The organism is Thermodesulfobium sp. 4217-1, assembly GCF_039822205.1.
Classification (GTDB): Bacteria; Thermodesulfobiota; Thermodesulfobiia; order Thermodesulfobiales; family Thermodesulfobiaceae; genus Thermodesulfobium.
Genome location: NZ_JBAGBW010000002.1, coordinates 18312 through 30696 on the forward strand (window position 1 = coordinate 18312; position 12385 = coordinate 30696).

Consider the following 12385-nt stretch of genomic DNA (forward strand, 5'->3'; position numbering starts at 1 on the left):
GTGTGAACAAAAATGGTTCTGCACTGATAATCGTCTTAATAATAATGGCTTTGATATTAACTATTTCGGTGGCGATAGCAGCTCTGGGCATAAATCCAATAAAATTTGCAACGCAAAATGCTCTATACGATCAGTCAGTTTATGCTGCACAAGACTTTTCGAGTAAATACGTAAACGCTATAAAGCAGCAATTTGTAGCAAACCAGGGAACACCTCCAGATCCAGGAAGCCTGGGAATTTCTGCCAGTCAACAATATAACACAAGGGGCACAGGGAATCCCAATATAGAGGTTGATTTAGCAAGCGCTGATTATGCATTTTATCCCAATCCAACTAACTGGACTGATTGTCACTACGATCTTTCCTTTGTAGCCAAGGATTTAAACAGTGGGAAAAATGTATTGCAATACAACGTGCACTTTGACATAAATAACTCCCCTCCAAACGCAGCGCTCCTTACCAATAAGGATTATAACTCGGGCGGAACATCTGGGGGCAACTGGTGGTTGGGAGGCTTTAGTAGGTTAGTAGGACCATATTACACAAACGATAGCGTGGGCATCGCCTATTGGCAAAACGCAAACACTAATGCGAACCCTCCTACGGGACCGATGTTTGATGCTCTGAATAGATTCGTGCCCACTGCTCCAGCGCTTCCCGATCTGAGAGTTGGTGGACAAATTATATGGTATGGTGCTCAACCTGGTGGCTCTTCAGATTGGCAGCATATAGCTTATCAGGGGAGCGCGGGCGTTCAAACAAATTACCCAAAATACTCTTTTACCCAAAATGTCCTGGGTAGGGGAGTCAACCTTTTGCCAGGCGAGGCTAAAGGGAACAGCACGCTAACAGGCAGTAACAGCAGTTTTGTAGCCTTTGATAGCGGGTTTAGCTCGATCGTTGGAGGCAATTATTATTCCCTATATATAAATCCAAGTGCTATAAACAATACCTACTCTGTAAAACAATTTGAGTTCTCTTCTATGAGGATGAACTTTCAGGTTAATGGAAGACCAAAATATGCATCGGTTTATAGGGTCACTCTGACATCAAGTTCGAATGCTCAGTATAGGATATGGCTTATAGACATACCAAGGTCCAGCAATTCTACTGCTACTGATACCGAGCTATCCACGAAGATATTCTATGTTCAAAAATATACAGGAGGCAACTGGAAATATACGAATGATGCCCCTTTTGCATCTTGTCCTGCTAATATAAATAGCGACAATTGTAATCCTTATGTAATAACAGATCATACAGACTTTAATCTAATATACATAAACGGCCATGTAAAGGAAATGCAAACAAGCATTCTGCCACAAGGCGACTACGGCTCTTCAAGCGATCTCTACAACGCGCTGAAGCTTTCAGGACATGGACATGGTTCAAGCGAAGATATGGCAGATCTGGTTGCGGGGCAGGCTCCTGCCAATCCTCAAGATCCGAATAATCCCTGGCAGTACTACGTGTCTGGGAGGCTTACTGTGGCAGCAGCGGGCGATATTGTAATTGGAGACGGTGGGACCAATTATCTTACTTATAGTCTTACATATCCTGAGAGGCTCGTTAACCCTGACGGGAGCTTCACGTCGTATTCTGGGACAGATGATTCCAGATTTCTACTTGGGCTTGTGGCAAGGAATATATTCTTAAATGTAAAATCTAATGCTAGTAAACCTCCTGCTAAGGCTGACTATGCCAATGATGGGACGAACGTTTCTGATAACCAAACTTACTCATTTGATGGACAGATCCTTACCTTTGGGACGCAAACGGGAAACAATGACAATACTATTCAGACAGGGGTATTTGATAATTATCACTATTATAGCAATGTGGCGAGTGGCAATCCTGCAAGCACCTCAAACTATCCATACTTCTCAGTGGGTTATGGCAGCGATAATTTGCTCGGATATGCCCTTACAAGAGGTATGTTAGTTGAGAACTGGCACGGGGTATGGGGCTTCTTCAATGGTAGCGCTCTGACAAATGGCTATCAAGATGAATATGTGTACGATAACCGCTTAAGATACTTTGTCACCCCATGGTTTCCGCTGCCAAAAAGCCCAAATATGCTGGCAAACTATAGCATGACGGTAGAGATAATAAAACTATGAAATATTTACTTTTTTCCCTAATCTTCTTATTTGTATTTTCTGGCGTGTCTCATGCTCTTATGTGGAGTCCAGACGATCCAAATAGACCGAAGGTTATGCCTGAAAGCAGCACTATGAGTAACAAGAGCTCAAATAGCAGTCAAGGAGAGGTTGCTTTAGACTCAAATAATCAACATATTAATCAATCAAGTCAAATGCAAAATTATTCATCTAACCAAAATTCAAATATAGTAAGTCAAAATTATAAAGCTATTAGCCCAAATGCTTTTTATTTTCAAATGTCTGCAATTTTTATAGGAGTGATTTTCAGCCTGTTTTTGTTTTTTAGGATATTAAAGTCGAAGTAGAGATGAAGCATATCCTTCTTGACATTAGAAAATTTTTTGATATATTAAAATAAGATTAAAATTTTATTAGAAAATGTCCTAAATGAATTAGGGCGCTTTTAAATTTATTAAATTTAGCATTAAAGCCATGAAGGCTTCTTGTCTTCATGGCTTATTTTTTTAAGGGAGGTAGAGGATATTTGTTTATTGTATTTGTTTTTTTGTTTTTTGCTTTTTTTTATTCAGGTTTGGCAGAAATTGGATTTTGTGATGATTCTTCCCAGTTTCAAGAGATTGTAGTCTACGGGAGCAAGGAGAAAGAGAAGAATGCAGATGTGGTAAACGTATTCAAGGTAAACCCTGCTATGAGCTTTTCCATTACTGATTATCTTAAGGATATGGCAGGAGTAGAGATCTCAGAAAAATCTCTTCTGGGAGACACGGGCGATGTGGTTAAGATCAGAGGTTTTGGAAGTAACAGATTGAAAGTATTTGAGAATGGAAGAGATATCAATGCCACAGGCGTCTATGGCGGCTTTTATGTGGACTGGAGCACTATACCGCCAATAAACGTTGACTCTATTAAGGTTGTAAAAAGCGGTGTGGACGCTAAGCTCGGAGTTTTAGGCGGTGCAGTAGAGATTAAGAATAGAGTTCCGACTGGCACGCCGATAACAGAATTTTTTGGTTCATACGGCACAAGGGATACTCAAAATTATAGGTTTTATTACGAAAACAAGATAAAGGATATACCCTTCAATATTTCTATCGATCATCTCTCCTCTGACCCATTTTTAAGAAACAACGATTTTCTCTCAAACTCATTTAACTTTTCCACGGTTATCCCAAACGTTTTTGATGGTCAAATTAATGCCTCAGTTTATTATACAAAGGTAAAAAGAGGCCTTATAGTAAGTAATAGAAAATCAAATGATCCTCAAAACCCATTGTGGAATGTCCCCATAGATCCATCATATTCTACATCACTTGGAGAATTTATGCCTCCCGGTGGGGGACCTACAAGGACGCCCGTAATGGGCGCTTACTGGCAAAAGGAAAAGACTCTTCTGGATCTGTCGTATGAACGAGAAATATTTGGCTGGAAAGCTAAGGTCGCAGGTTTTACAAATAGAGAAGATAGATACGAGGTAAATCCTGGGCTTCTTATAAGGGATCTAAAGCCTGATAAGACCGATGGATTCTATATGGATTTTAGTAGGGATATTTCAAAGCACCACGTGAGATTTGGCTATTACTTTAAAAATCAGGGCTCAGGGGACACATTTATAATTTACGAAAAAACAAACCCTGCCACATACAATCAAGATAGCCCATCGAGTCAGAAGATAATTTACAATTCAGCATATCTTGATGATAGATTTAAGATATCAAAGAAATCATCTCTTTATATGGGCGTAAGGTATGATAGCTTTCACGCAGAGGGAGCGCCTATATTACAGGACGGGAGAGGAACTTATGTACAGGGCATATCGCTAACTGGCGATGCGATCACTCCAAGAATAAGCTTAGACTACGAGCTAACTAAAAACGACACCGCAACGCTTTCAGTCTTCAAATCTGCAAGGATGCCCACTAATCCTGAATACTACTGGTGGCTTACAGGTTATAGCGGATCAAAGCTCGCAAATGGCGCTCCTGCACCCGGATATAGGCCAGTAAACTATCTCTTAAGGCCTGAAAAGGAAAACGCAGTAGAACTTGGCATTAAAGGAAAGAGATTCGGATTTGACTACTCTATTAATGGCTATTATTATTCTATTCACGACTATATTATGTTTAGAATTGATCCAAATCCTACAAACAGAGTGGCTTACAACGTAGATGAAGTAAATATGTATGGAGCTGAAACAACGCTTAAAAAGAGAATAAAGGGCATTGATACAGTGTTCACTTATACCTATCAAAGAAGCACAAAGGTTAACGATGCGCTTGACACCCAGCATCTGTTAAACGGTTTGGGCTATTTTCCAAGAAGTATGGCAAATTTAACCTTTCAGAAAAAATTTGATAATGGCTTAATTTTAGATTTTGACAATCACTACGTATCAAAGCAAAATTTGCTGTATGCACCAAATAGCAGTAAGCTTGAGCTTGTTTCGATAAAGCCATATTATACTGCAGACCTTGGGATATCTTATCTAATACCAAAGCACGACCTAAGAATGGATCTAATGTTCTATGATATTTTTAATAAAAAGTATCAAGAGGTATTTGGGTATCCTATGCCAGGAAGAAGCGTATTTGGATCTCTAACTCTAACTTTTTAATAGTTAGCAAAAAGCCCCCCACCATTTTTCTAAGATGATGAGGGGCTTTTTTTATTGATCTATATTTTTGTCTCTGGCGCCCCAGAACCCTGCAAGAGTAGAACCTGAGAGGTTGTGCCACACGCTAAATATTGCACCTGGTAGCGCTGCTATTGGATTTAGGTGAGCTATTGCAAGAGCGACAGCAAGGGCTGAATTTTCCATGCCTACCTCAAAAGTAATGGCTTTTGCTTTGTAGTGGGGCATCTTGGCTCCTCTTGCTGCCCAATATCCAAGGGTAAGGCCGAGCAAATTATGCAGAACTACTGCAGCAAAAGCTATTAGAGCTACTGTTGCTAACTTTGCAGCGCTTAGCCCCACGACTATTGCTATTATGGCTATTATGCTGATCACTGAAATGACAGGAATTATTGTGACTATTTTTTTAATAAAAGTTGGCACAGCCGTTCTAAGTATTACTCCAATTGCAATAGGCAAAAGTACTATCTTTAAAATATCAATAAAAAGCCCGTTTGGATCTATTGGGATGAATCTGCCTGCAAGAAATAAGAAGATAGCTGGAGTAAGAAGTGGAGCTAAAAATGTGTTTACGCTTGATACTGTAACAGAAAGTGCTGTGTCGCCTTTAGATAGGAATGTCATAACATTTGACGCTGTGCCGCTTGGGCAGCATCCTACAAGAATCAGGCCAGCAGCGAGTTCGGGAGGAAGTCTAAGAAGCAGCGCAACAGAAAGCGCAACGCCAGGCATCACAAAGTATCTAATTAAAACGCCTAATAATATATCAAGAGGTCTGGTAAGAACTAATTTAAAGTCATCCAGAGTCAGAGTTAGTCCCATACCGAGCATTATTACGCCTAAAAGCCATGGAATCCAGGAACCATAAGGCTTAAAAGGTTCAGGAAATAAAAACGCAACAACAGCAAAAATTACAACCCACAATGGAAAAAGCTTTGTGATCCAATTGGAAACCCTTTCGAAAAATTCCATTTACCCTCCTTGTGTGCCAGATATTGTAATAAAAAAATATGGTATTTAGTATAAATTATTTTATAATATTTTTCTATATTGAAAGATTTACTATTGCAACATCATTTTATAAAATGTGGCTCCAAGCAAGGGTTGGGGGTAAGATATTTAAATCATTTTTTAAAGCTCTTTATACTCTACGTAAGGTTTTATGTCCAGAATGGGCGTCCCATCCAACATATCGAGTCTTCTAACCTTTATTATATTTTCTGATTTCTCCAATACTTCAAGGACAGAAAATCCTATTGGGTTTGGCCTATATGGCGAACATATACTGAACACTCCTTTTTCTGTATTCATATGAAAAGGCTTTTGAATAAGCTTTTCGTGAGGGAATGGTGGCGATTTGTGAAAACAAAAAATTACACATATCTTATCTTTTGGCTTTATATCTCTTATTCCATCTTGGTACTCAGGAGAGATAACCAGCTCCCCTTCAACATCAGAGACGCTCCAATGCCTGGGAACGCTGGCAGAGTCATTTTTTACATAACCAATTGGCATAAAGTTACATTCAATTTTATTTTCCATAATTTTCTCCTTTTCTTATATATTTTGGAATTATACTCCTCTTTTGTAAAACAAAAATTAATCTTCTAACAAAAATCTAATGGGCAGTATTGCCCTGGACCTTACAAAAGCTCCATTTTCTGTGGCTGCTCTAAAGGTGGACTCCCTTACTGCTCTTAGGGCAGCCTGTGCAAAATCATCATTTGTGCTCTCTAACACCTTAACGCTTATAAGGTGGCCACCTTCGTCGATTAATAGCTCTAATACTACTTTTCCTTCAATCCCCAGTCTTTTTTCTCGAAGGGGATATTCAGGAATTATCCTTTTTATGAACTTTGGGCCATCTGATGATCCGAAAGATTTGGAATATATGCTATCACTGGAAATTCTTTGATTGGCGCTTCCCAAGTTATTGTTGCTCAAAGAACCATTTGAGCTAACTGGATTTGAAGTATTCACAGGCCTGGTTTGAATATAGGATAAGTTTGTTGCGTTTACCGTTTGCACTATCGCTGGAATTTTTTCGAGACTTTCTTCTGTGATATTTTTTTCCGATGTTTTGGCTTTATCGCTTTTATTGACTTTTTTAGCCGTATCCTTTTGACTTTCTTGAAGAGAATTTAGACTCATAATAAATATTGGCTCATTCTTTATAATATTAGTAGCTCCCAATAGAAAAACAGTGCCAAAGAGTAGTGAGTGAAATATTATGGAAAATATAAAGCTAAGAGAGAACCTTCTATTCAAATCCTTTCATCCTTGAGAGTTTCTATGTTGTATCTTTCTATCCCAGCGGCCCTACAGGCATCAATAGCTTTTACAACGAAATCAAATCGGGTATTCTTGTCTGCACATATTTTTATAATTATATTTGGGTTGTTTGCTTTGAGAGTTCTTAGGGTTTCAGTGATAAGTTTTGGGTCAGTTTTGCCTTCATTGATAAACATCGTGCCATCGCTTTTTATGGAAAGCGCAATATCTTTTAGGTTTTCTTTTACAACGGCAGTTTTGGCATGCGGCAAATCAATCGGGATGGCACCCTGGGCTATCAGGGTAGCGGTAACTAAGAATATTATAAGTATGACCAAAACGACGTCTACTAATGGGACAATGTTTATTTCTGCTATTTCGTCGTCATGGTTTGGATTGTGCATCAGTATGTTCCTCATAAATATAGTTTAAATCTCTTGCCTTTCTGACAAAATAGTTGTATGCAATTACACAGGGCACAGCAACGAATAGTCCAAGTGCGGTAGAGCTAAGCGCTTCTGCAATGCCATTCATCACCACTCTTACTCCGAAATCTTGTGAAATGGCAAGATCGTGAAAAGCCTTCATAATTCCAAGCACTGTGCCAAATAGACCGATAAATGGCGCATTGCTGCCCACAGTTGCAAAAAAACCAAGTCTTTTGTTAAGAGTCGATCTGAGATCAGATGGAGCATAACTAAAGAGCTCTTTCTCAATTTTTCGCATAAAAAATACTTTCTCGACAATAAATGCAACCGATATTACGCTAAGCACTATTAAGAGCACCAAAACAGGATCCCCACCTACTATTGCAAGATTTAATATTAACTTTGCCAATTTATCCCTCCTAAAAAAATAAGCCATAAAAACATGTGCAATTTTTGCACAAGCCTTCATGGCTTTGTCCTAAAACTTTAATTTTATAATTTTAGCAAATTCGATATAAAAGTCAAATAAAAATTAACTTTCTAAATATTTTTTTTGCAGGTCATAAGAGAGTTCTACTACGTTCTACAATAAACCTTCAAGTTCTTTTATACTGCTAATTTTGAATATTGCTTTATGAATTAAATTTAGTCTCTCTCTATCTGAAATGCTTTTAACTTTGCTCTCTATTTCAGGCGAAATAGCATCAAATTTTGCCTCAATGGCGTTTAACACCATATCCTGAGCTTCAAGCAGCATGCCTTCCATCTTACCTTCTCTTTTGCCTCTTAATTCACCTTCTCTTTCGCCTTCCATCTTCCACTTCTTAGTTAAGGTTATCAACTCTTCTTCGCCTCCTATCTCTGATATCAAATCTTGTGTTCTTTCTGGACCATAATTTATGGAAACGTAGTTTATTACAATTAAAATATCTTCATTATTGATTAGTTTAAAGCAATATACCATAATTTGGTGAAATTTTGTAGTGGATTTATATTTTGCTTTTCTATAAAGTATTTTTATCATACGTTGATAAGACTACGCAATAATAATAGGTTTAGATTTGACTTTTTAATAATATAAATGCCTTATTTGTAGGACTTTTCAATGTCTTGATATTTGGCAAGTGTCAAAGAACTGTATTATCAAAATTAAAAATTTAATGTATAATGAAAAAAATTAAAGAGTTGAACTCTTTTACAAAAAGCCATGAAGGTTACTTAAGCGCATTATATTGCGTTAGCCTGAGTGGCTTATTTTATTTTATGGAGGTTTAATATGCCAAAAATTTTAGTTTGCGGAAGAGGCGGATGTGGTAAGAGCACTCTTACGACAATAGCTGCGAATACCCTTTCAAAAAAGGGCGAGGTTTTTGTCCTGGATGCCGATGAATCAAATCTTTGTCTTGCTAATATGCTTGGTTTAGATTCTGAAAAGACCTTGATGGGATATCTGGGCGGTAAGGCTGAGGTAAAAAAGACTCTTTTATCTTTTCTAAAATCAGAGGGTAAAGAAAAGACCCCTATGTTTACAACTGATCTCACCTTTGAAGACCTGAAAAATTTTTCTTCATGGAAAGACAATATAGGTTTTATCCGAACTGGCAAGATTGAACATGGCATGGAGGGCTGTGCATGTCCAATGGGCGCAGTAACGAGAGAATTTTTGAAGAAATTAGAAGCTAAAGACGATCAATATGTCTTGGTGGATACTGAAGCTGGAATAGAGCACTTTGGCAGAGGTGTGCACGAGGCTATAGACTTAGTCTGGTTTGTGATAGAGCCATCATTTGAGTCGGTTTCTCTTTGTGAGAAAACTATAGGATTAATTTCAGAGGGAAGGCATGCCAAGCCATATAAAGTAATATTGAACAAGGTTAGTGAGGAGAGCAAATTAGAACTTGAGAAGCTACTTACTGAAAAGAAAATAAAAGTTGATGGATTCTTGCCCCTTAAGAGCGAGATTTCAAAGGCGAATCTCAAAGGCGAAAAGCTTACTATTGAAGACTCAAATCTTATAAATTCAATCTTGTAATGAAATTTCTAAAGATACTTTTTCTAATAACTACATTATTCTTTCTTTCGGGTTGTGATAATTTAGCTCAGAAAGATAATTATAATTTAACTGTAACCGATGTGCTTGGAAGGAAGGTCGTCTTGAAAGAGAGGCCAGTAAAAAGAATTGTAGCAATAGGACCTGGTACTCTCAGGCTTATCTCTTATATGGGGCTTGCAGGCTCGGTAGTAGGGGTAGAGGATTCTGAAAGGGAATGGGATGCTGTCTCAAGGCCATATATTCTTGCATATCCACAGTTAAAGGATTTGCCAGGGATAGGTCAGGGCGGTCCTCGCCCAAGTCCCAATCTTGAAAGCATCATATCACTAAAGCCAGATGTCATATTCGCTGCATATCTAACGAAGGATCAGGCTGATGCAATTCAGTCAAAGACAAACATACCTGTAATATTGCTTAGCTATGGTCAATTTGCCAGCTTTGATATGAACGACATATTTAATTCTTTAAGAGTTATAGGTGAGGTTTCAGGAAGCTCTGATAGGGCAGATCAGCTAATCTCATATATAAAAGGCATAGAAGAAGACCTAAGAAGTAGAACGAAGAATATTTCATCTGATGAAAAACCGAGCGTTTATGTGGGAGCACTTGGTATGGCTGGCGTTCACGGGATTGAGAGCACTCAGGCAGGGTATCTCCCTTTTACTCTGATTAACGCGAAAAATGTTGCAGATGAAATAAAGAGTGCGGGCAGTCTGATGCTGGACAAGGAATATCTGATAAAGTTAAATCCTGACATTATATTTCTTGATGAAGGGGGATTATCCCTGGTAAAAGAAGACTATAAAAAGAACAGGGCTTTTTACGATGAATTAAAGGCATTCAAGAACAACAAAGTTTATGGGCAGCTGCCTTTCAACTACTATACTACAAATATAGAGATAGCTCTGATAGACACTTACTTTGCTGGAAAGGTTATCTATCCTGAGAGATTTTCTGACATAAATATCAATGTAAAAGCAGATGAGATATTTAAAGAATTTTTGGGCAAACCGATGTTTAATGATATTGTGAAAAATTATCCAGGGTTTATAAGAGTAGTTTTTTAGATTTATGGATAAAAAAGACATCTTAAAGAGTTATAGAAGCTATTATAAGAAAAAGATCTTTGTTTTAATATTGCTTTTTCTTATGTCTTTGCTTTTTATAATATTTTCTACAAAAATTGGCACATTTAACCTAAGTTTTTCAGATATTATTAATTCATTTTTCAACCCAAATTCGAGAGAGGGCACAGTCTTGTTTAATGTGCGCTTTCCAAGAATAGCTTCATCTTTTGTGGCGGGATTTGGCCTTGCAATAGCAGGCTGTGTGATGCAAAACGTTTTGAGAAATCCGCTTGCATCGCCTTTTACACTGGGCGTTTCTCAGGGGGCAGCGTTTGGCGCTTGTGTAGGGATAGTACTATTGGGGCAGGGCTCTCTTGGGACGAATATTATTATTAGTAACCCCTATTTCGTTACTGCTTGTGCATTTGTAGGGTCTCTCATATCTACCTTTACAATAATATTCCTTGCAAGGTTTAAAGGTTTTAGCCCTGAGTCTATAGTTCTTTCGGGAGTTGCTCTTGGGGCACTCTTTTCTGCCATGATCATAATGCTTCAGTATTTTTCAAATGAAGTTGCAGTGACCAGCATGGTGTTTTGGACATTTGGAGATGTGGGTCGCGCCTATTGGAACGAGATTTTGATGATGGCTATTGTGGTAGCTTTTTCTTTAGTATATTTTTTACTTAACAGTCTAAACTATAATGCTATGCAAATAGGCGATGAGAGCGCTAAGGGTTTGGGCATTAATGTTGATAGAATAAGATTTGTTTCAATGATAGTGTCTTCTCTTATAACTGCAGTGATAGTTTCTTTCCTGGGAATAATAGGTTTTGTCGGATTGGTAGCACCTCAGGCAATGAAGAGAATGATAGACTTTGATCACAGATTTATTTTGCCAGCCAGTGCCTTGTCGGGGGTAATTTTGCTAATAATAGCTGATATTGTCAGCAGAACAATTTTGTCGCCTGTACTCTTGCCCATTGGGGCAATAACATCGTTTTTGGGAGCGCCCTTTTTTATTTATATCTTATATTTAAAAGGAAAGATCAAGTAATGTTCATTCAGGCTAAGGACGTAAGGTTTTCGTATAATAGCGTTGACGTATTAAAAGACGTAAGTTTTCACATAGAAAAGGGCGATCTTATAGCAATTCTTGGCAATAACGGAGTGGGTAAGTCTACTTTGATAAAGTGTATAAATAGAATTCTTAAACCAAAATTTGGAACAATATTGATCGAGGGACAAGATGTAGAAAAATTAGGTTCTGAAATTGCAAAAAAGGTTTCTTACGTTTCTCAGCGAAATCAAGCTACCAGGCTTACGGTTTTTGATGCAGTGCTATTGGGGAGAAGTCCATACGTTACATGGGGGATATCAAATAGAGATCTTGAAATTACAAAAGGGGTTATAGAAATGCTTTCTCTCCGAGAAATTTCGATGAGATTTGTGGACGAATTAAGCGGCGGAGAGCTTCAAAAGGTGATAGTTGCAAGGGCATTGGTTCAAGAGCCATCGCTTATTCTTTTGGATGAGCCTACAAATAATCTGGACATAAAGAGTCAGATTGAAGTGATGAACATTATCAAGCAAATTGTGCAGGAAAAGAAAATATCAAGTCTCATGGCTATACACGACATAAATCTTGCGCTTAGATTTATAGACAAATTTATTTTGATGAAAGATGGAAAGATATTTTCCTCAGGGGGGTTAGAAATTATAACTGAAGAAAACTTTAGTGAGACCTTTGGGGTTCAGGTAAAGGTTAAAAATATAGATGGCAGGCCATTTTTAATATTTTAAATTCGGGAGGCAGG

At 38.0% G+C, this 12385-nt stretch carries 13 protein-coding genes; 7 read left to right on the plus strand and 6 right to left on the minus strand.

Features of this window, described 5'->3' with window-relative positions; translation table 11 throughout:
* Positions 1–2: 2 nt before the first annotated feature.
* The 3 genes from V4762_RS01190 (at position 3) to V4762_RS01200 (ending at position 4734) form a co-directional block, all read left to right on the plus strand.
* Complete coding sequence (locus tag V4762_RS01190) at positions 3–2120, plus strand: hypothetical protein (protein ID WP_347313942.1); 2118 nt, start codon at positions 3–5, stop codon at positions 2118–2120.
* On the plus strand, positions 2117–2467 hold the full coding sequence (locus V4762_RS01195; protein ID WP_347313943.1) for a hypothetical protein: 351 nt from the start codon (positions 2117–2119) through the stop codon (positions 2465–2467). The genes V4762_RS01190 and V4762_RS01195 overlap by 4 nt, the downstream gene beginning before the upstream one ends.
* Before the next feature lie 179 nt (positions 2468–2646).
* Entirely contained in the window at positions 2647–4734 is a 2088-nt protein-coding gene (locus V4762_RS01200) for a TonB-dependent receptor plug domain-containing protein (RefSeq protein WP_347313944.1), read from the plus strand.
* Between the two features lie 51 nt (positions 4735–4785).
* Here V4762_RS01200 and V4762_RS01205 read toward each other — a convergent pair whose 3' ends face one another.
* From V4762_RS01205 to V4762_RS01230, 6 genes are all read right to left on the minus strand, one after another.
* The gene (locus tag V4762_RS01205; RefSeq protein ID WP_347313945.1) at positions 4786–5724 is read right to left on the minus strand and encodes a bile acid:sodium symporter family protein; all 939 of its coding nucleotides are present in this window, start codon (positions 5722–5724) and stop codon (positions 4786–4788) included.
* Between the two features lie 159 nt (positions 5725–5883).
* Positions 5884–6294, minus strand: coding sequence for a tRNA (N6-threonylcarbamoyladenosine(37)-N6)-methyltransferase TrmO (gene tsaA, locus V4762_RS01210; RefSeq protein ID WP_347313946.1), 411 nt, complete (start codon positions 6292–6294; stop codon positions 5884–5886).
* Positions 6295–6351: 57 nt separating this feature from the next.
* The gene (locus V4762_RS01215; RefSeq protein WP_347313947.1) at positions 6352–7020 is read right to left on the minus strand and encodes an energy transducer TonB; all 669 of its coding nucleotides are present in this window, start codon (positions 7018–7020) and stop codon (positions 6352–6354) included.
* Complete coding sequence (locus V4762_RS01220; protein WP_347313948.1) at positions 7017–7427, minus strand: ExbD/TolR family protein; 411 nt, start codon at positions 7425–7427, stop codon at positions 7017–7019. Before V4762_RS01220 ends, V4762_RS01215 begins: the two co-directional genes overlap by 4 nt.
* Positions 7408–7920 carry a MotA/TolQ/ExbB proton channel family protein gene (locus V4762_RS01225; protein ID WP_347313949.1) on the minus strand — a complete coding sequence of 171 codons (513 nt, stop codon included), beginning with the start codon at positions 7918–7920 and terminating at the stop codon, positions 7408–7410. Before V4762_RS01225 ends, V4762_RS01220 begins: the two co-directional genes overlap by 20 nt.
* Positions 7921–8034: 114 nt before the next feature.
* The gene (locus V4762_RS01230) at positions 8035–8475 is read right to left on the minus strand and encodes an RpnC/YadD family protein (RefSeq protein ID WP_347313950.1); all 441 of its coding nucleotides are present in this window, start codon (positions 8473–8475) and stop codon (positions 8035–8037) included.
* Between the two features lie 252 nt (positions 8476–8727).
* On the opposite strand from V4762_RS01230, the gene V4762_RS01235 reads away from it, so the two are divergent.
* From V4762_RS01235 to V4762_RS01250, 4 genes are all read left to right on the plus strand, one after another.
* Entirely contained in the window at positions 8728–9483 is a 756-nt protein-coding gene (locus tag V4762_RS01235) for an ATP-binding protein (RefSeq protein ID WP_347313951.1), read from the plus strand.
* A gap of 122 nt (positions 9484–9605) precedes the next feature.
* A complete protein-coding gene (locus tag V4762_RS01240; RefSeq protein WP_347313952.1) occupies positions 9606–10571 on the plus strand; it encodes an iron ABC transporter substrate-binding protein in 966 nt (321 codons plus the stop codon).
* A 4-nt stretch (positions 10572–10575) separates the two neighbouring features.
* Entirely contained in the window at positions 10576–11625 is a 1050-nt protein-coding gene (locus V4762_RS01245) for a FecCD family ABC transporter permease (protein ID WP_347313953.1), read from the plus strand.
* Positions 11625–12371, plus strand: coding sequence for an ABC transporter ATP-binding protein (locus tag V4762_RS01250; RefSeq protein WP_347313954.1), 747 nt, complete (start codon positions 11625–11627; stop codon positions 12369–12371). The genes V4762_RS01245 and V4762_RS01250 overlap by 1 nt, the downstream gene beginning before the upstream one ends.
* Positions 12372–12385 lie beyond the last annotated feature (14 nt).